Origin of the sequence: Sphaerisporangium perillae, assembly GCF_023276435.1 — a bacterium.
Lineage (GTDB): Bacteria > Actinomycetota > Actinomycetes > Streptosporangiales > Streptosporangiaceae > Sphaerisporangium > Sphaerisporangium perillae.
The window spans coordinates 42,958-62,232 of sequence record NZ_JALLPO010000044.1; the positions used below are offsets into that span (position 1 = coordinate 42,958).

General features: G+C 71.0%; 16 protein-coding genes. 10 read left to right on the plus strand and 6 right to left on the minus strand.

Annotated features, from left to right (window positions below; translation table 11 throughout):
* Nucleotides 1-28: 28 nt before the first annotated feature.
* Nucleotides 29-3,550, plus strand: a complete 3,522-nt coding sequence (dnaE, locus tag MYF83_RS33990; protein WP_248964853.1) for a DNA polymerase III subunit alpha — start codon at nt 29-31, stop codon at nt 3,548-3,550.
* 202 nt (nt 3,551-3,752) lie between these two features.
* Here dnaE and MYF83_RS33995 read toward each other — a convergent pair whose 3' ends face one another.
* Together MYF83_RS33995 and MYF83_RS34000 are read right to left on the minus strand one after the other, a co-directional pair.
* On the minus strand, nt 3,753-5,009 hold the full coding sequence (locus tag MYF83_RS33995) for a TolB family protein (protein WP_248964854.1): 1,257 nt from the start codon (nt 5,007-5,009) through the stop codon (nt 3,753-3,755).
* Nucleotides 5,006-5,506: a SigE family RNA polymerase sigma factor gene (locus tag MYF83_RS34000; protein WP_248964855.1), complete on the minus strand. Its 501-nt coding sequence runs from the start codon at nt 5,504-5,506 to the stop codon at nt 5,006-5,008. Before MYF83_RS34000 ends, MYF83_RS33995 begins: the two co-directional genes overlap by 4 nt.
* Nucleotides 5,507-5,789: 283 nt before the next feature.
* On the opposite strand from MYF83_RS34000, the gene MYF83_RS34005 reads away from it, so the two are divergent.
* The 3 genes from MYF83_RS34005 to MYF83_RS34015 all read left to right on the plus strand — a co-directional run bounded on the left by MYF83_RS34005 (nt 5,790) and on the right by MYF83_RS34015 (nt 8,773).
* Entirely contained in the window at nt 5,790-6,287 is a 498-nt protein-coding gene (locus MYF83_RS34005; protein ID WP_248964856.1) for an SRPBCC domain-containing protein, read from the plus strand.
* Nucleotides 6,288-6,639: 352 nt separating this feature from the next.
* The gene (locus MYF83_RS34010; RefSeq protein ID WP_248964857.1) at nt 6,640-7,338 is read left to right on the plus strand and encodes a DUF998 domain-containing protein; all 699 of its coding nucleotides are present in this window, start codon (nt 6,640-6,642) and stop codon (nt 7,336-7,338) included.
* 277 nt (nt 7,339-7,615) lie between these two features.
* Nucleotides 7,616-8,773 carry an alkaline phosphatase PhoX gene (locus tag MYF83_RS34015; protein ID WP_248964858.1) on the plus strand — a complete coding sequence of 386 codons (1,158 nt, stop codon included), beginning with the start codon at nt 7,616-7,618 and terminating at the stop codon, nt 8,771-8,773.
* Between the two features lie 12 nt (nt 8,774-8,785).
* Here the strand turns inward: MYF83_RS34015 and MYF83_RS34020 are convergent, their stop codons facing one another.
* Together MYF83_RS34020 and murA are read right to left on the minus strand one after the other, a co-directional pair.
* Nucleotides 8,786-11,176: a transglycosylase domain-containing protein gene (locus tag MYF83_RS34020; RefSeq protein ID WP_248964859.1), complete on the minus strand. Its 2,391-nt coding sequence runs from the start codon at nt 11,174-11,176 to the stop codon at nt 8,786-8,788.
* Nucleotides 11,177-11,229: 53 nt separating this feature from the next.
* Nucleotides 11,230-12,534: a UDP-N-acetylglucosamine 1-carboxyvinyltransferase gene (murA, locus tag MYF83_RS34025; RefSeq protein ID WP_248964860.1), complete on the minus strand. Its 1,305-nt coding sequence runs from the start codon at nt 12,532-12,534 to the stop codon at nt 11,230-11,232.
* Between the two features lie 117 nt (nt 12,535-12,651).
* Between murA and MYF83_RS34030 the strand changes: the two genes are divergently transcribed.
* Nucleotides 12,652-13,197 carry a hypothetical protein gene (locus MYF83_RS34030; protein ID WP_248964861.1) on the plus strand — a complete coding sequence of 182 codons (546 nt, stop codon included), beginning with the start codon at nt 12,652-12,654 and terminating at the stop codon, nt 13,195-13,197.
* A gap of 54 nt (nt 13,198-13,251) precedes the next feature.
* Here MYF83_RS34030 and MYF83_RS34035 read toward each other — a convergent pair whose 3' ends face one another.
* Together MYF83_RS34035 and ybaK are read right to left on the minus strand one after the other, a co-directional pair.
* Nucleotides 13,252-14,655, minus strand: coding sequence for an amidase (locus tag MYF83_RS34035; RefSeq protein ID WP_248964862.1), 1,404 nt, complete (start codon nt 14,653-14,655; stop codon nt 13,252-13,254).
* Nucleotides 14,656-14,802: 147 nt separating this feature from the next.
* Nucleotides 14,803-15,258, minus strand: coding sequence for a Cys-tRNA(Pro) deacylase (gene ybaK, locus MYF83_RS34040; protein ID WP_248964884.1), 456 nt, complete (start codon nt 15,256-15,258; stop codon nt 14,803-14,805).
* 145 nt (nt 15,259-15,403) lie between these two features.
* On the opposite strand from ybaK, the gene hisD reads away from it, so the two are divergent.
* Genes hisD through hisH form a run of 5 tightly spaced genes read left to right on the plus strand, consistent with a single transcriptional unit; the run spans nt 15,404 to nt 19,266 of the window.
* A complete protein-coding gene (gene hisD, locus MYF83_RS34045; protein ID WP_248964863.1) occupies nt 15,404-16,708 on the plus strand; it encodes a histidinol dehydrogenase in 1,305 nt (434 codons plus the stop codon).
* Nucleotides 16,705-17,874 (plus strand): histidinol-phosphate transaminase, encoded by a 1,170-nt coding sequence (locus tag MYF83_RS34050; RefSeq protein ID WP_248964864.1) that lies wholly within the window; start codon nt 16,705-16,707, stop codon nt 17,872-17,874. Before hisD ends, MYF83_RS34050 begins: the two co-directional genes overlap by 4 nt.
* Nucleotides 17,871-18,491, plus strand: coding sequence for an imidazoleglycerol-phosphate dehydratase HisB (hisB, locus tag MYF83_RS34055; protein ID WP_248964865.1), 621 nt, complete (start codon nt 17,871-17,873; stop codon nt 18,489-18,491). Before MYF83_RS34050 ends, hisB begins: the two co-directional genes overlap by 4 nt.
* A complete protein-coding gene (locus tag MYF83_RS34060) occupies nt 18,488-18,643 on the plus strand; it encodes a CG2302 family histidine operon protein (RefSeq protein ID WP_248964866.1) in 156 nt (51 codons plus the stop codon). Before hisB ends, MYF83_RS34060 begins: the two co-directional genes overlap by 4 nt.
* Nucleotides 18,634-19,266 carry an imidazole glycerol phosphate synthase subunit HisH gene (gene hisH / locus MYF83_RS34065; RefSeq protein ID WP_248964867.1) on the plus strand — a complete coding sequence of 211 codons (633 nt, stop codon included), beginning with the start codon at nt 18,634-18,636 and terminating at the stop codon, nt 19,264-19,266. Before MYF83_RS34060 ends, hisH begins: the two co-directional genes overlap by 10 nt.
* Nucleotides 19,267-19,275: the final 9 nt, after the last annotated feature.

Consider the following 19,275-nt stretch of genomic DNA (forward strand, 5'->3'; position numbering starts at 1 on the left):
CGGATCGAGGGGAAAGGGACGGCCCCGCATGGCTGAATCGTTTGTGCATCTGCACGTTCACACCGAGTACTCCATGCTCGACGGAGCGGCGCGGTTGAAGCAGATGTTCAAACAGGTCGGCGATCTCGGGATGCCCGCCATCGCGATCACCGACCACGGCAACATGCACGGCGCCTACGACTTCTACAAGCAGGCGACCGGGGCCGGCATCAAGCCGATCATCGGCATCGAGGCCTACGTCGCCCCGGCCTCCCGCCACCAGAAGAAGCCCGTCCTGTGGGGCGAGCCGCACCAGAAGCGCGACGACGTGTCCGCCGGCGGCTACTACACCCACATGACGATCTGGGCGCGCGACTCCACAGGCCTGGGCAACCTGATGAAGCTCTCCTCGCGCGCCTACACCGAGGGCTTCGTGCGCAAGTGGGCCCGCATGGACGCCGAGCTGCTCGCCGAGCACGCCGATGGGCTGATGGCCACGACCGGCTGCCCCTCCGGCGAGGTGCAGACCCGCCTGCGGCTCGGGCAGTACGACGAGGCGCTGGCGGCGGCGGCCAGGTTCCAGGAGATCTTCGGCAAGGAGAACTACTACCTGGAGATCATGGACCACGGGCTCGACATCGAGCGCCGGGTCCGCGACGGGCTCACCCGCATCTCCAAAGAGCTCGAGATCCCGCCGCTGGTGACCAACGACTCCCACTACACCTACGAATCGGACGCCACCTCCCACGACGCGCTGCTGTGCATCCAGACCGGCAAGCAGCTCGCGGACCCCGACCGGTTCCGCTTCGACGGCAGCGGCTACTACATCAAGACCGCAGACGAGATGCGCGCGGTCGACTCCTCCGACCTGTGGGCCGAGGGCTGCCGCAACACCCTGCTGGTCGCCGAGAAGGTCGACCCGTCGGGCATGTTCGGCTTCAAGAACCTCATGCCGACCTTCCCGATCCCCGAGGGGCACACCGAGGAGAGCTGGTTCCGGGAGGAGATCGCCCGGGGCATGGCGCGGCGCTTCCCCGAAGGCGTGGACGAGGAGCACCAGCGCCAGATCGAGTTCGAGATGAACGTCGTCCTGCAGATGGGGTTCCCGTCGTACTTCCTCGTGGTCGCCGACTTCATCATGTGGGCCAAGAACAACGGCATCCGGGTCGGTCCCGGCCGTGGCTCGGCCGCCGGCTCGCTGGCGGCGTACGCGCTGGGCATCACCGACCTCGACCCGCTGCCGCACGGGCTGATCTTCGAGCGGTTCCTGAATCCCGACCGCGTCTCCATGCCCGACGTCGACATCGACTTCGACGAACGTCGGCGGGCCGACGTGATCCGGTACGTCACCGAGAAGTACGGCGCCGACAAGGTCGCGATGATCGCCACCTTCGGCACCATCAAGGCGAAAGCGGCCATCAAGGACGCCGCGCGCGTCCTCGGCTACCCCTACGCCCTCGGCGACAAGGTCTCCAAGGCGTTCCCGCCCGCGGTGATGGGCAAGGACATCCCGCTGTCGGGCATCTTCGACAAGGACCACCCGCGCTACAACGAGGCCGGCGAGCTGCGCAAGCTGTACGAGGAGGACGTCGACGTCAAGGCGGCGATGGACCTCGGCAGGGGCCTTGAGGGCCTGATCCGGCAGACCGGCGTGCACGCCGCGGGCGTCATCATGTCCTCGGAGGTGCTGACCGACTACATCCCGATCATGCGCCGCGACGCCGACGGCGCGATCATCACGCAGTTCGACTACCCGACCTGCGAGACGCTCGGCCTGCTGAAGATGGACTTCCTGGGCCTGCGCAACCTCACGATCATCGACGACTGCCTGAAGATGATCGAGGCCAACACCGGCAACCTGATCGACCTGCTCAAGCTGCCCCTGGACGATCCGAGGGCGTACGAGCTGCTCGGCCGGGGCGACACCCTCGGAGTGTTCCAGCTCGATGGCGGCGGCATGCGCTCGCTGCTGCGGCTGATGAAGCCCGACAACTTCGAGGACATCTCCGCCGTCGGCGCCCTGTACCGGCCGGGCCCGATGGGCGCGAACTCCCACACCAACTACGCGCTCCGCAAGAACGGCCAGCAGGAGATCACTCCGATCCACCCGGAGTTCTCCGAGTCGCTGGAGGAGATCCTCGGCACCACCCACGGCCTGATCGTGTACCAGGAGCAGGTCATGGCCATCGCGCAGAAGGTCGCCGGGTTCTCGCTCGGCAAGGCCGACCTGCTGCGCCGGGCGATGGGCAAGAAGAAGAAGGCCGAGCTGGACAAGCAGTTCGAGTCCTTCGAGCAGGGCATGAAGGACAACGGCTACTCCGCCGAGGCCATCAAGACCCTCTGGGACATCCTGCTCCCGTTCTCCGACTACGCCTTCAACAAGGCCCACAGCGCCGCCTACGGCCTGGTGTCCTACTGGACCGCCTACCTCAAGGCCAACTACCCGGCCGAGTACATGGCCGCGCTGCTCACCTCGGTCAAGGACGACAAGGACAAGTCGGCGCTCTACCTGAACGAGTGCCGGCGCATGGGCATCAAGGTGCTCCCGCCGGACGTCAACGACTCCGACTTCGACTTCACCCCGCGCGGCACCGACATCCGCTTCGGCCTGTCGGCGATCCGCAACGTCGGCGGCAACGTCGTCGACGGCATCATCTCCGCGCGCAAGGAGAAGAGCCGCTTCGCCGACTTCAAGGACTTCCTGCGCAAGGTGCCCGCGATCGTCTGCAACAAGCGCGTCATCGAGTCGCTGATCAAGGCGGGGGCGTTCGACTCGCTCGGCCACGTGCGCAAGGGCCTGGTCATGGTGCACGAGCAGGCCGTCGACGCGATCATCGACATCAAGAAGAACGAGGCCATCGGGCAGGACTCCCTGTTCGGGGCGATCGACGGGGCCGAGGACCAGACCTTCGACGTGCAGATCCCGCCGGGGGAGTGGGACAAGTCCACGCTGCTGGTCTTCGAGCGCGAGATGCTCGGCCTCTACGTCTCCGACCACCCGCTGTTCGGCGTCGAGCACATCCTGTCCGGCGGCGCCGACTGCTCGATCGCCGCGCTCCAGGCCGACGAGCGCCCCGACGGGCAGGTCGTCACCGTGGGCGGCATCCTGACCGGGCTCCAGCGGAAGGTCACCAAGAAGGGCGACACCTGGGTGCTGACCACCCTGGAGGACCTCGAAGGCGCCATCGAGGTCATGATCTTCCCGTCGGCCTACCAGCTCTGCTCAACCGTGCTCGCCGAGGACGCCATCGTCTTCGTCAAGGGCAGGCTGGACAAGCGGGAGGACGTCGCCAAGATCGTGGCGATGGAGGTGACCGCCCCCGACCTGTCCGTGGAATCGGGCGGGCCGCTGGTCGTGAGCATGCCGCTGACCCGCTGCACGCCCCCGGTGATCGGCCGGCTCAAGGAGGTGCTGACCACCCACCGCGGCACGACCGAGGTCCACCTCCAGCTGCACAACGGGCCCAAGACCACGATCATGCGCCTGGACGACCGCCTGCGGGTCGCCCCCTCACCCGCCCTGATGGGCGACCTCAAACAACTCCTCGGCCCCGCCTGCGTAGGAGCCTGACCGCGCCCCGGCGCGCTCGGTCCCCTCCCCGCGGAACCGCAGTTCACCATGCTGCACGAGGCGCTGCGTCGGTGGCGGCCGCCGGGCCGGCGGCCGCCCCCCGGTGCCGGGTACGGCTATTGGGGTCAACCGCAGTCCCCCTTGCGGCACGGGGCGCGGCGGGGGGGGCGCCCGCGGGGCGGGCGCCCGCCACCGGATCCCGCTAAGAGATCTTGCTGAAATCGATGATCACGATCTTGCCGTCTAGCGGGTAATCGAACAGCCGGCCATCGCCGCGCCGGACGTCGGGAGACATCATGCTGCTTCCACCGTCCCTGACCTCCGGCCGGATCCCGAGGTCGCCGGACCTGCCGGTGGCCAGGTCGTGCAGGACGACGCCGCGCACCCGGCCGCTCGCGATGAAGGTCGTGCTGTGGAAGCGCTCCGCCGCCAGGCCGGACATCGGGGCGAAGCCGGGCAGCCGCTTCTCCTGCGTGCCGTCGCGCAGCCGGTAGAAGCCCGTGCCATCGGCCGCCTTCTCACCGGTGCACAGGGTCAGGCCGCACCTCACCCGCCGCTCACCCGGGTTGACCGTGGCCGTCCGCCTCTCCCCGGTCTCCACGTTGACCACCTCGACGAAGGCGTCACCGTCACCGAAGGCTCCGCCCGAGCCCACCCACGGCCAGCTCAGGATGTGGTCCTTCTCCGACCCGGCGACCGGTTCCACCGTCCCGCCCCCGAGTGGGACGGTGAAAACGCCACCGCTCCTGAACGAAAAGGCGATCTTGTCGCCGGACACCGCCAGAACGGGATCGAGCGAACCGCTCTCGCCGTGCTCGTAGGAGGCCACCAGCCGTGCCTCACCACCGGAGAGCGGCACCGCCCAAAGGTCGGCCGTCTCCGTCCCGCCGGTCTTGCGCGCCGTCCACCAGACCACCTGATCCTCGCCGATGCTGAAATCGGCGGGGAACAGCACCGTCTTCGCCGGGATCGGCACATCGGCGATCTTCCGGGCCCCTCCGCCGTCCAGGTCATAGGCGTAGATGGCATCGGCCTTCTCAAAACCGGACTGGGTCTCGATGAGCAACGTGTGGTCGTCGATGAAGCGCAGTGCGTTGAACGCGCGGCCGTCGGGCAACGTGGCGGGAATGGTCCTGACCGCCTGCGGCCACACCTTCTCCACGCGGTCCGGCATCGGAAGTGACTCTTCCTCGGCGGGGGGCGGCGTCCCGGTCGCGATGCTCGGGGCGGTGGTCGGGTTCACCGCCACCGGGGCGGCCTCGCCGCCGGCCCCGCGTACGGTCACCGCGACCCCGCAGGTCACCGCCGCGACGGCGACCGCCGCGACGAGGGCCTGCGTTCGCATCTCACGCCGCCTGGAGCGGGCGGCGACGAACGCCGGCAGGCCGGTCGGCGCCTTCGGCGCCTGCTCCGAGGCGTGTCCGAGAGTCCTGCGAAGCGTGTCTTCCAAATCGTTCATCGGGCCCTCCCGTTGGTGGCTGCGGGGTCGGTCACGGCGGAGCGGAGCTTGCTCAGGCCGTGGGACGCGTTGCTGCGGACGGTCCCCCGGGAGACGCCGAGAACGCCGGCGATCTCCGCGTCGGTCAGCTCCTCGTAGTAGCGCAGGACCAGGACGGCCCGCTGCTTGCATGGCAGGCCTTCGAGTGCCTGCCACAGGCTCTGTTCGGTGTCGGACGGCAGCATGTCGAGATGGCGGACCTCCGGCAGGTCCCATGCCAGCAGTTCGCGCCGGCGCCGCCGCCAGACGCTGACGTGCAGCCGCGCCATGATGACCCTGGTGTAGCTCTCCGGATCCTGCTTACGGCGCACGCGCGACCACGCTCGGTGCAGCCGGATCAGCGCCTCCTGGGTGAGGTCGGCCGCGTCGTGAGGATTGCCGCTGAGCACGTAGCCGTAACGCAGTAACGCGTCGGCCCGCTCGGCGACGAAGTCCGCGAAGCGGGGGTCGTCGTCCAATTACCTTCGCCCTTCATCGAGTCCGTCACAGCCCAGACGCACCCAGGGGCGAAAGTGTTGAACGGCATGGCCGGTTCATCACGAAGGAGCGAATCTGCCGACCGTGGGAGGAGCCGGAGGAGCATTGACATGTGACCTATTGGTCACGTATTTTTGATTGCGACCGGTGGTGACCGCGTCCTCGAGGCGCCCACCCCACCCGGCCCACCGTTTCCGCTAGATCCGCTCGTTCCGCTCTTCGTCAGCGCTCGCCGATCCCGAAGCCGAGTTGGAGGGTCAGCAAATGACCGAAACCACGCAGCAAACGCGCACCGTCCAGGTCCACCGGGTCTACATCAAGGCCTCACCCGAGGCGATCTGGGACGCTATCACCAAGCCGGAGTGGACCGAGAGGTACGGCTACCGGTCACCCGCGCAGTTCGACCTGCGTCCCGGCGGGAGGTACGAGGCCTTCGGCAGCAAGGAGATGAGGGAGGCGGGCGCCCCGGACGTCGTCGTCGAAGGCGAGGTCCTCGAGGTGGACCCGCCGCGCAGGCTCGTGCAGACCTGGCATCCGGTCTGGGACGTCGACACGGCGGCCGAGCCGGTCACCCGCCTCACGTACGAGATCGAACCGGCCCGGGCCGGCGTCACCAGGCTGACCGTGACCCACGACGTGACCGACGCACCCCGGGTGGCCGCCATGGTCGGAGGCGAGGTCCCGAACGCCGGAGGCGGCTGGATCGAACTGCTCAGCGACCTCAAGACCCTACTGGAAACCGGCCGACCCCTCATCGGCTAACCCCGCCCCCCCGCAACCACTCACCGGCTGCCTGACCCCCGCAACCCACTCGTCGGCTGACCCTGAGCCCGGCAAGCCGCTCGCACGTCGCCCCGGCCGGCCCCGGCCGGGGCTGGCCACTGATCCGCACCGACGCGGTATCCGCCTACCTTCACCGGGTCGCCTTCCCTCTCCGTCCGTTGTGGTGCTCGGGTATTCGGCGCCGCGGCGGCGGGGGGTGGTGCGGCGATGGCGGCGCCGCCGTACGGCGGTCCACCTGGCGAACCTTCGTGGACACCGCACCGGCCAAGGGGCCCGGCGATGGGGCCGGTCGCCGGACACCGTGCAAGCCGGTCTGTCCAAGGAGAAGACGATGACCCACAACAAGCTCACCTCCCGCGAGACCCTCGCGGGCACTTCACCGGCTCCGTCCGAGGCAGTGACCCGCAGGCTCCTCACCTGCGGGCTCGTGGCGGGCCCGCTGTACGTGATCGTGGTAGGGGTCCAGATGCTCACCCGCGAGGGATTCGACATCAGCCGGCACCCGATCAGCCTGCTCAGCCTCGGATCCCTGGGGTGGATCCAGATCGCCGACTTCGTGGCCGGTGGTCTGCTCAGCGTCGCGTTCGCCGCAGGCCTGCGGCGAGCGTTACACCCGGGGCCGGCCGGGACGTGGGCCCCGCTCCTGGTCGGCCTGTACGGCGTGGGCCTGATCGCCGGCGGGATCTTCGTTCCCGACCCGGCCCTCGGTTTTCCGCCCGGAGCGCCGGGCGGAACCCCCGATCAGTTCAGCTGGCATGGCCTGCTGCACGCCTTCGCCCCGCCCGTCGCCTTCACGGCGCTGGTTCTGGCCTGCCTGGTGTTCGTCCGCCGATTCGTCGTCCTCCGGCGATGGGGATGGGCCCTCTACAGCGCCGCGACCGCGGTCACCGCTCTCGCGCTGGTGGCCTGGCCCGGCCAGGACGGGCTGAGCGTACGCCTCGCCGTCGCGGTGGTCCTGACCTTCGCCTGGACCACCGCGCTGGCGGCCCGGCTGATGGGCGAGCTCTCGTCGGCTGCCCGGCGACCGTGAATTCGAACTCCATTCTGTCCGCATACGGGTTCACCCCACTGGCATCTCGCTCAAGATGATCAAGGATGCACCTCGTCCTCACCCCGAAGAATGGCACCTGTTCCTCCGGGGCACGAAGACTGGAAGAGTCTGACGACTTGTGCGCGCGGGGCGGTGCAGGGCGGGATCAGCGTTCGGCGTGACCTCATCTGGTGTTCAGCGGGACGTCCGACGGCGCGTTTACCGTGAGGGGGCCGCGGCAATTGATCATCAAGACCCCTTCTAAGGAGGTCCGTCGATGCGACGCCGTACGTTCCTGCGTGCCTCGGTGCTCGGTGCGAGCACCATGGCGTTCACCGGAAGTCTCTGGCAGGGCGCCGCTCTGGCAGCGCCCGCCCAGAACGCCACCGGCCCCTACGGTCCCCTCGGAGCCGCCGACGCCAACGGCATCCAGCTTCCCAGCGGCTTCACCAGCCAGGTGATCGCCCGATCCACCCAGACCGTCCCAGGCACCTCCTACACCTGGCACAGCGCGCCGGATGGCGGCGCCTGCTTCGCGGACGGCAGCGGCTGGATCTACGTCTCCAACTCGGAGATCAACCCGAACGGCGGCGCCTCCGCCATCCGCTTCAACTCCGCGGGCGCGATCACCTCGGCCTCCTCCATCCTCGCCGGCACACGGCAGAACTGCGCGGGCGGCGCGACGCCGTGGAACACCTGGCTGTCCTGCGAGGAGGTCAGCCGCGGTTACGTCTACGAGACGTACCCGTTCGGCGGCGCCGCGGTGCGCCGCCCGGCGATGGGCCAGTTCAAGCACGAGGCCGCCGCCGCCGACCCGGTGCGAAGAGTCATCTATCTGACCGAGGACGAGACCGACGGCCGCTTCTACCGTTTCGTCCCCACCACCTGGGGCGACCTGTCGTCGGGCACTCTGCAGGTGCTGCGGGCGGGCACGGCCACGTCCGGCTCGTTCACCTGGGCGAACGTTCCCGACCCCGACGGGTCCCCGACCGTCACCCGCGGCCAGGTCTCCGGTTCCAAGTCCTTCAACGGCGGCGAAGGGTGCCACTACGCGAACGACACCGTGTGGTTCACCACGAAGGGCGACAACCGTGTGTGGCAGGTCAACCTGACGAACAGCACCTACGAACTCGCCTACGACGACAACCTGGTCAATCCCGGGCCCGCCCCTCTCACCGGCGTGGACAACATCACCGGCTCCGCCTTCGGGGACCTCTACGTCGCCGAGGACGGCGGCAACATGGAGATCTGCGTGATCACGCCGGACGACAAGGTCTCCCCGTTCCTTCGCATCACCGGGCAGAGCTCCTCCGAGATCACCGGCCCCGCCTTCAACCCCGCGGGCGACCGTCTGTACTTCTCCTCCCAGCGCGGCACCACCGGGTCCTCCTCCGGTGGCATCACCTACTGCGTGACCGGGCCGTTCCGCACCTGATGTGCGCCGCGCTCAGTGCCAGGGGTGTTCCCGGGCGTGCCTGTAGCGGTGCGGACGGGAGGGACGGTCGTCCGGCCAGGGGACCCAGGCGTCCTCCTCCGGGCTGGTCCAGAACCGGTCCCAGAGGCGCTGGTCCGCGGGGCGGTTCCAGTGGCGGCGCAGGCGCCGTCCCTCGCCGCGTCCCTCGGCTCCCTCCTCGTCCCGATCTCCGCGCCGGCCCTCGCGCCCGTCGGGCGCCGTCAGGGGGTCGGTGAGCTGGTCCTCGGGCTTCAGGCCGGGCGTCGAGCCGCCGCCGAAGCGGTTCATGTCGGGCGCGTGGAACGGCGTCGCGGGGCGGTGCCGCAGCGCCTCCTCCATGGACCGGACCCAGATCGGCCCCGGCAGCGAGGCGCCCTGGACGCTCCCGTAGTACTGGCCGCCGATCTCCACGTTCGTCAGCGGGTACTTGTAGGCGCCCCTGATGTCGCCGAGGCTGACGGCCGCCGCCAGGTCCGGGGTGTATCCGGCGAACCACGCCGAGGTGTACCCGTTGTTGGTGCCCGTCTTGCCGGCGGCCTCCCGGCCGATGCCCTGGCCCTTCATCGTCCCCTTGGTGAAGACGCCGCTCAGGATGTGGTTGACCGCGTCGGCGACCTCCTCCTCGACGGCCTGCGTGCAGCTCGGCGCGATGCCCGTCCGCCTGCCGTGCCGCTCGACGATCTCCAGGATGGCCATCGGCCGGCAGTAGCGCCCGCGCGCGCCGAAGGCCGCGAAGCCGGTGGCCACCGTCACCGGGTCCATCTCGTTGACCCCGAGGGTGAAGGTCGGCACCTCCTTGAGCGGCAGGCCGTCGGCCCGGGCGATGCCGACCGACCGGGCGGTGCGCACGACGTCGCACAGCCCGACCTCGCGCTCCAGCATCATGTAGAAGATGTTGACCGACTGCCAGGTGCCGGTGGACAGGCTGTAGGGCCCGCCCTTGCCCTCGCCGCCGGCGTTGTGGACGACGGTGCCCGGGGAGTTGACCTTGCTCCCCGAGCAGTCCTTGTACCCCGAGGACGGCTCGAAGCTTCCCGGCGTGTCGAAGCCCTGGTTGAACCGCCAGCCCTTCGCCAGCGCCGTGGCGAGCGTGAACAGCTTGAACGTCGACCCGGCCTGGAACCCCTGCCCGCCGCCGTGAGCGGTGTCGGCGGGCAGGTTGTAGGTGGTCCTCGGCCCGTCGTTCTTGTCGCCGGGGTTGACCCCGTACTGCTTGCTCGCGGCCAGCGCGCGGATGCGGCCGGTTCCCGGCTCGACCATCGCCTCGGCGGCCACCTGGTTGTCCTTGGCGTGCACGTGCGCGGCGATGGCCTGGTCAGCGGCCCGCTGGGCGGTGCGGTCGAGGGTCGTCCTGATCACCAGGCCGTCGCGGTACAGACGGCGTTCCCGCTCGGAGCGGGTCTGGCCGAAGGCCGGGTTGGTGACGATCTCCTTCTGCACGTAGAGGCAGAAGAAGGGGTGGTCGCTCTCGGAGCACCCGCCGGGCTCGGGGCGCAGGTTGAGCGCCAGCGGAGCCGCCTTGGCCGCGTCGGCGCGCACCTGCGGGACCATCTTGAGCTGGGCCATGCGGTCCAGGACGAGGTCGCGGCGTTCAAGCAGCCGGTTCTGGTGCTCCTCCCCGAGGGTGGGGTCGGTGTAGTAGGGCGTGCGCACGGCCCCGGCGAGGGTGGCGGCCTGGCCGAGGGTCAGCGCGGCGGCCGAGGTGCCGAAGAACCGCTGCGCGGCGGCCTGGACGCCGAAGGCGCCGCCGCCGAAGTAGGCGATGTTGAGGTAGCGCACCAGGATCTGGTCCTTGGTGTACTTCCGCTCCAGCCCCATGGCGTACCGAAGCTCCTGGAGCTTCCTGCGGATGCTCGGCGCCCGGGCGAAGTCGCGTTCGGACTCCGAGCGGGCGTTCTGCAGCAGGATGTTCTTGACGAGCTGCTGGGTGAGCGAGGACCCGCCCTGCCGGATGCTCCCCGCCCTGGTGTTGGCGATGATCGCCCGCAGGGTGCCCTTGATGTCGAGCCCGGCGTGATCGTAGAACCGCGCGTCCTCGATGGCGACGATGGCCTTCAGCATGACCGGCGCGATCTTGTCCATGTCCACGGACTGCCGGTTCTGGACGTAGAACTGCGCGAACTGCCTGCCGTCCTTGTCCAGCAGCCGGCTGCGCTCGGGCAGCGGCGCCTCGCGCAGCATCGCCGGCACCTCGAAGAAGTCGTGCGAGGCGGTCCGCGTGAGGATGCCCGCCCCGCCGACGGCGGGGAGGGCGAGCGCGGCGACGAGGAGCCCGCCGGCCACCCCGGCCACGCCCAGCACCGCGATGCCCACCACGACCGGGCGCTCCCGGCGCGGCGAGGACTCGCCGCCTGGCGTCCGGCGGCCGTCGGATCCCGAGGTCACGGGGATAGACCTGCGACGGAGAGAACGCCTGCAAACGCCCTCCCGCGGAATCTTTACGCTTCCCGGTTGATCTTCAGGCCAAGTGAGGTGAACTGGTCGAAAACGCGGTGATACCCGCGCTCGATGTGGTTGACGCCGCGCAGCGTCGAGGTGCCCTCGGCGACCGCCGCGGCGAGCACCGCGGAGAACCCGGCACGGATGTCGGGCAGCGTGACGTCCGCCCCCCGGAGCTTGGAGATGCCCCGCACGACCGCCGAGTGCTTGGCGTTGGTGTCGTGGTAGCGGCACGCGGGCCCGCCCAGGCACACGTCGAAGATCTCGATCTCGCAGCCCATCTTCTGCAGCGCGGGCACGTAGACCAGGCGGTTCTCGAAGACGGTCTCGTGCAGGACCGACATGCCCTCGGCCTGGGTGAACAGGACCATCAGCGGCGTCTGCCAGTCGGTCATGAAGCCGGGGTGGGTGTCGGTCTGCACGGCGGCGGCGCGCAGGCCGTTCGGGGCGGAGGCGGTCAGCCAGTCGTCGGTGATGTCGAACTGCGCGCCCATGCGCGCGAGGGTCGTGATGGCGGTGACGAGCCGGTCCTGCGGGCAGCCGTGCACCCGGACCTCGCCGCCGGTGATCAGCCCGGCCACCAGGTAGGAGAAGGCCTCGATGCGGTCGCCGGCCAGCCAGGTGGAGGCGCCCCGCAGGCGGTCGACGCCCTCGATGACGATGCGGCGGTCGGGGCTGAGCTCGATGCGGGCGCCCATGCGCTGCAGGAACAGCGCCAGCTCGACCACCTCGGGCTCGGTGGCCGCGCCTTTGATGACCGTCTTGCCCTCGGCGAGCACGGCCGACAGCAGGATCGTCTCGGTGGCGCCGACGCTCGGGTACGGCAGCTCGATGCGGGTGCCGCGCAGCCGGGTGGCCTTGGCGAAGATGCCCGTGTCGCCGACCTCGACCTCGGCGCCCATCGCCCGGAGCGCCTCGACGTGGAAGTTGACCGGCCGCCGCCCGATGGGGTCGCCGCCAACGAGCGGGACGAACGCCTCGCCGGCCAGGTGGAGCAGCGGGCCGAGCATCAGGATCGGGATGCGGTTGAGGCCGGTGAAGGCCGCGGGCACCCGGGGACGGATCTCCGGGCCGCGCTCAAGGGTGATCTCGCGCTGGGTGATGTCCACCTCGATGCCCAGGGCCTCGAGCATCGCCGCGGTGATCCCGACCTCGCCCACCTCGGGGGCGTTGTGCAGGGTGCTCGGGCCGCTGCCCAGCATCGCCGCGACCATGTGCTTGGACACCGCGTTCTTCGAGCCGCGTACCTCGACGTCCCCCCGTAGAGGCCCGGACGGTTCGATCAGCCATACCTCATCGCTCACGGGGGACAGCCTAACCGTGCGCCGGGCGTGGCCGAAGGCGCGGCGGGGCGGCTCGCCTCGGTACCATGAGCGGATCCGCACGATGGTGCAGGGACCGTGACAGGGCGAGGTGATCGGGTGCGGCATCTGCGGGATTTCGGGCTGACCGTCGTCGTGCTGGCCCTCATGGGGGTCGCGGCCGGCTTCCTGTGGTCGGCCCTCGCCCCACGCACGCCGTATTTGATCACCAAGTCGGGCCCGCAGCTCACCGACCCCACCACCCAGTCGCTGATCGCGGCCGACGGCTGGTTCGCCGTGATCACAGGAGTGGCCGGCCTGGCGTGCGGCATCGCCGCCTACCTGCTCGCCCGCGGGGGGCGCCCGCTCGCCCTGCTGGCGGGCCTCGCGGTCGGCGGCCTGCTGGCCGGCTTCCTGTCGCTCACCGTCGGCACCTCGGTGGGCGGCTCGATGGTCCAGGCGGCGGCGCCCGGCTCGGCCGGCGTCGGCGCGACGGTGAACGTCCTCGCGATCACCGCGCGCGGCGTGCTGCTGAGCTGGCCGCTGGTGGCGGTGGCGGTGTTCGGCATCATCGAGTCCGTCGACGGCTACCGCGAGTCCCCGCTGCGCAAGCCGTACGCCGGCGAGGGCGGGGACATCGGCGGGCACGAAGGAGCTCGTCCGTAGCCTCCGCCCCGGCGGGCGCGCTCGCTCCGCGGTTCCGCGGGCGTGGCCGGTGGGTCAGCGGCCGAACGCGGGGCGCCTGGCCCCGTGGCCGGTCGCCTGCTCGAAGGCGTAGGCCGTCCGCAGCACCGTGAGGTCCTCCCACGGCCGCCCGACGATCTGCACGCCGACCGGCAGGCCGCCGGGGGTGAAGCCGCACGGCACCGACGCCGCCGGCGCGTGCAGCACGCTGATCCAGTACGCCGAGCGCATCCACGCGAGGTAGTCGGGCATGGGCGTGCCCGCGACCTCGGTGACGTAGGGCTGGTCGACGGGGAAGGGCGGCACCTGGCTGACCGGGGCGATCAGGACGTCGAAGGTGTCGAAGAAGGCGTTCATGCGCTGGAACAGGCCGCTGCGCAGCCGCTCGGCGCGGGCGAGGTCGGCGCCGGTCACCTTGCGTCCCTGCTCGACGTTCCAGGCCACGTTAGGGCCGAGCCGGTCCTGCGGCAGGTCGCCGAAGGTGCTCGCGTAATGCCAGGCGCGGTAGGTGCGGAAGGCGTCCTCGGCGTCCGACAGGTCCAGCCGCACCTCCTCGACCTTGGCGCCGAGCCCCGCCAGCACGCCGGGCGCCCGCGCGGTCACGGCCGCCGTCTCGGGGTCCACCGGCAGGCCGCCGAGGTCGGGGCTCCAGGCCACCCGGAGGCCCTCGACGCGGGGGTCCAGCGGTCCGGCGAAGCGTGAGCCGTCCTCGCGGATCGCGAACGGCGAGGTGGGCGCGAAGCCGGAGATGACGCTCATCAGCAGCGCGGCGTCGCCGACCGTCCTGGCCATGGGCCCGGCCACGCTGAGGGTGAACCACGCCGAGGTCGGGGAGGCGTCCGGGACCCGCCCGGGCGTGGGCCGCAGCCCGACGACGTTGCAGAACGAGGCCGGGTTGCGCAGGGATCCGCCCATGTCGGATCCGTCGGCGAGCGCCACCATGCCGGAGGCGAGGGCGGCGGCGGCTCCGCCGCTGCTGCCGCCCGCGCTCCTGCTCGGGTCGTAGGGGTTGCGCGTGGCGCCGAAGATCTCGTTGACGGTGTGGGAGCCGGTGCCGAACTCGGGGGTGTTGGTCTTGCCGATCGTGATCGCGCCCGCGGCGCGGGCCCGTCGGACGACGAGCGCGTCGGCCTGCGGCACGTGCTCGGCGAACAGCGGCGAGCCGTACGTGGTGCGGATGCCCGCGGTGTCGGTGAGGTCCTTGAAGGCGATGGGCAGGCCGTGCAGCGGGCCCTGCCAGTGGCCGCGGGCCAGGCCCTCGTCGAGCCTTCGCGCCTCGTCGAGCGCCCGGTCGGCGACGAGCGTGACGATGGCGTTCACCTCGCCGCCGACCTCGCCGATCCGCCGGAGGTGTGCCTCGGTCAGCTCGGCCGCGCTGATCTGCCGGGCGCGCAGCAGTTCCAGCATCTCGACGGCGGACAGGTAGAACAGCTCGCTCACTCTCGCTCCTTAACGGCCGCGTACGGCCGGGCATACGGCGCCCCGGCACGCGGGGCTCGCCTCCGCGTGCCGGCGCGGTTTCGGCAGGTGACGCCAGTCTGGCCAGCCGGAACGCCGGAAGGCGACGGCAAGGGTTGCCAAGCCCGCTCAGGTGGCCTTGCCGACGGCGGCGGTGATCGCCCGGGTGAGCCGTACCAGCTCGGAGGGTGCGGTCTCGATCTGCAGTCCGCGCCGGCCCGCCGAGAAGAAGATCGTCTCGAAGTCGAGCGCCGTGGAGTCGACCACGGTGGGCAGGGCCTTGCGCTGGCCGAGCGGGCTGATGCCGCCGACGACGTACCCGGTGACCCGCTCGACCTTGGCGGCGTCGGCCATCGCGGCGCGCTTGCCGCCGAGGGCGGCGGCGAGGGCCTTCAGGTCCAGTTTGCCGGAGACGGGGACGACCGCGACGGCGAGCCCGGCCTCGACCTCGGCGACGAGGGTCTTGAAGATGCGCTCGTGCGGCACGCCGAGCGCGTCGGCGGCCTCCTCGCCGTAGGCCTGGGCGTTCGGGTCGTGGTCGTAGGGGTGGAGGGTGAAGGCGGCCCCGGCCTTGGTCAGGGCCATGGTGGCGGGAGTGCCCTGGGCTCCCTTGCTCTTGGTCTTGCTCACGGCCCCAGCCTAACGGCAAGTTAAAATCTACAATGTAAAGGCGTCGTCCGAATGGCGGACGCGCGCAGGAGCGGGCCGCCACCCTCCGTAGACTGGACCGGTGATATCCCGTATCGACCTGCGCGGGTCCCTTCCGGACGATCTGCGCGACGTGCTGCCCCGCGCCGAGCTCGACGTCGAGGCCGCCCTGTCGAAGGTGCGGCCCCTGTGCGACGACGTGCGCCATAGGGGAGTGGCGGCCGTGCGGGAGTGGACGGCTCGCTTCGACGGTGTCGAGCTCGAGTCCACGCGCGTGCCCGTGGCGGCCCTCGGCGCGGCGCTCGCCGAGCTGGCCCCGGCCGTCCGCGCAGCCCTGGAGGAGTCGATCCGCCGGGCGCGCCTGGTCCACCGCGACCAGCGCAGGAGCGACACGACCACTCAGGTGGTCCCCGGCGGCACGGTCACCGAGCGGTGGGTCCCGGTCGACCGGGTCGGCCTCTACGTCCCCGGCGGCCGCGCCGTGTACCCCTCCAGCGTCGTGATGAACGTCGTCCCCGCGCAGGAGGCCGGGGTGGCGTCCCTGGCGGTGACCTCCCCGCCGCAGGCGGAGTTCGGCGGCCTGCCCCACCCGACGATCCTCGCGGCGTGCGCCCTGCTGGGCGTCGAGGAGGTGTACGCCGTCGGCGGCGCGCAGGCCGTCGCGATGTTCGCCTACGGCACCGAGGAGTGCCCGCCCGTCCGCATGGTCACCGGGCCCGGCAACATCTGGGTGGCCGCCGCCAAGCGCCTGCTCAAGGGACGCATCGGCATCGACTCCGAGGCGGGCCCGACCGAGATCGCCGTGCTCGCCGACGACACCGCCGACCCCGTCCACGTGGCCGCCGACCTGATCAGCCAGGCCGAGCACGACGTGATCGCCGCCGCGGTGCTGGTGACCCCGAGCGAGAGGCTCGCCGAGGCGGTCGAGAAGGAGCTTCCCGGGCAGGTGGCCGCCACCAAGCATTCGCAGCGCATCTCCGAGGCGCTGGCGGGCCGGCAGTCGGGCATCGTGCTGGTGTCCGATCTCGACGACGGGCTCAAGGTCGTCGACGCCTACGCCGCCGAGCACCTGGAGATCCAGACGGCGGACGCCCACGCGGTCGCCGCCCGGGTGCGCAACGCCGGCGCGATCTTCATCGGCGCCTACGCCCCGGTGTCCCTGGGCGACTACCTCGCCGGCTCCAATCACGTGCTGCCGACCGGCGGCTGCGCCTGCCACTCCTCGGGCCTGTCGGTGCAGACGTTCCTGCGCGGCGTCCACGTCGTCGACTACACGCGCGAGGCGCTCTCCGATGCCGCCTCCCACGTGTACGCGCTGTCGGAGGCCGAGGACCTTCCCGCCCACGGCGCGGCGGTCCGGGCGCGGTTCGAGGGAGGTGCGCGATGACTCCCGTGCCCCCGGTGCCGCCGATGCGGCCGATCCTGCTGACCGACCTGCCGATCCGCGACGACCTGCGCGGGCGTTCGCCGTACGGCGCGCCCCAGATCGACGTGCCGGTCCGGCTGAACACCAACGAGAACCCCTACCCGCCCTCCGCCGGCTTGGTCGCCGACCTGGCCGAGGCGGTCCGCCGGGACGCCGGGGAGCTCAACCGCTATCCCGACCGCGACGCCATGGCCCTGCGCGAGGACCTCGCGGCCTACCTCGGCCACGGGCTCTCGGCCCGCCAGGTGTGGGCCGCCAACGGCTCCAACGAGGTGCTGCAGCAGATCCTGCAGGCGTTCGGCGGCCCCGGGAGGTCGGCCCTCGGCTTCGAGCCGTCGTACTCCATGCACCCGATCATCACGACCGGCGCCTCGACCCGGTGGATCTCCGGGGCGCGGGAGGACGACTTCGGCCTGGACCCCGGCAAGGCCGTGGCAGCGATCGAGGAGCACCGCCCCGACATCGTGTTCCTGACCAGCCCCAACAACCCGACCGGCACCGCCCTGACGATGGACGTCGTCCAGCGGGTGGTCGAGGCCGCCCCGGGCATGGTCGTCGTCGACGAGGCGTACTTCGAGTTCGCCCGCACCGGCACGCCGAGCGCGCTCCGCCTGCTGCCGGGCAACCCGCGGCTGATCGTCACGCGCACGATGTCCAAGGCGTTCGCCATGGCCGGCACCCGCCTCGGCTACCTGGCCGCCGATCCGGCCGTGATCGAGGCGCTGCTGCTGGTGCGCCTGCCGTACCACCTGTCCACGCTGACCCAGGCGGCGGCTCGCGTCGCGGTCGCCCACCGCGACGAGCTGCTCGGCACCGTCGACCGGCTGCGCGCCGAGCGCGACGACTGCGTGCGCCGGTTGCGGGAGCACGGCCTTTCGGTGGCCGACTCCGACGCAAATTTCGTGCTGTTCGGCCGGTTCCGCGACCGCCACGCGGTCTGGGAGGCGCTGCTGGAGCACGGCGTGCTGATCCGCGAGGTGGGGCCGCCCGAGTGGCTGCGCGTCTCCGTGGGCACGGCGCAGGAGATGGCGGCCTTCCATGAGGCCCTGTCGGCCGTGCTGGCCGTGTCAGACGTCATCCCCGCGTCCGGGCGGCCCGGACGCGACGAGCCGGAGGAGAGCGCGTGACCAGTCCCGCCGGAGGCGAGCGCAGGGCGAGGGTCGGCCGCGTCGAGCGGACGACCAAGGAGACCTCGGTGCTGGTGGAGGTCGACCTGGACGGCACCGGACGGGTCGAGGTGTCCACCGGCGTCGGCTTCTTCGACCACATGCTCGCCCAGTTGGGAAAGCACGGCCTGTTCGACCTGACCGTGAAGACCGACGGCGACCTGCACATCGACTCCCACCACTCCATCGAGGACACCGCCCTGGCCCTGGGCGCGGCCTTCCGCGAGGCACTGGGTGACAAGTCGGGCATCCGGCGGTTCGGCAACGCGTCCTGCCCGCTGGACGAGTCGCTCGCCGAGGTCACGGTCGACCTGTCCGGCCGCCCCTACCTCGTGCACGCCGAGCCCGAGGGCATGGCCCCGATGATCGGCCCCGACTACGACACGACGCTGACCAGGCACATCCTGGAGTCGTTCGTCGCCCAGGCCGCGATCTGCCTGCACGTGCGCGTGCCGTACGGGCGCAACGCCCATCACATCGTCGAGGCGCAGTTCAAGGCCCTCGCCCGCGCGCTGCGCGAGGCCAGCGAGCGCGACCCGCGTGCCACCGGCGTGCCGAGCACCAAGGGGGTCCTATGAGCTCCAACTGGACCGCCGTAGCCATGATCTTCGTCGGGCTGTTCATGATCGGTGGAGTCTTCTCGTTCGCGAAGCAGGGCATCAAGGCCGGGGCGGTCGTCCTCGGCGTCGGGGCCGCGCTCGCGATCACCGCGGGGGTGTTGTGGTGGTGAACGTCGTCGTCCTGGACTACGGTTCGGGCAACCTCCGGTCCGCCGAGCGGGCGCTCGCCCGTGCCGGCGCCGAGGTGAGCGTGACCGCCGACTTCAAGGCGGCCATGGAGGCCGACGGGCTCGTCGTCCCCGGTGTGGGCGCCTTCTCGGCCTGCATGCGAGGGCTGAAGGCCGTGCGCGGGGAGCAGGTCATCGGGCGCCGCCTGGCGGGCGGCCGGCCGGTCCTGGGCATCTGCGTCGGCATGCAGATCCTCTTCGCCGAGGGCGTCGAGCACGGCGAGCACACCGAGGGGTGCGGCGAGTGGCCCGGCGTGGTCGAACGGCTGGACGCGCCCATCCTGCCCCACATGGGGTGGAACACCGTCCAGGCGCCCGAGGGGTCGGTGCTGTTCGCCGGGCTGGACGCCGCGACGCGCTTCTACTTCGTCCACTCCTACGGTGTGCGCAAGTTCGACCTGGAGGCCGGCCCGGGGTTCGCCCAGCCGCTGGTCACCTGGGCCGAGCACGGCGTGCCGTTCGTCGCCGCGGTCGAGAACGGCCCGCTCATGGCCACCCAGTTCCACCCCGAGAAGTCCGGCGACGCCGGCGCCGTCCTGCTGAAGAACTGGCTGGGCACGCTGTGAGGCCCGGCA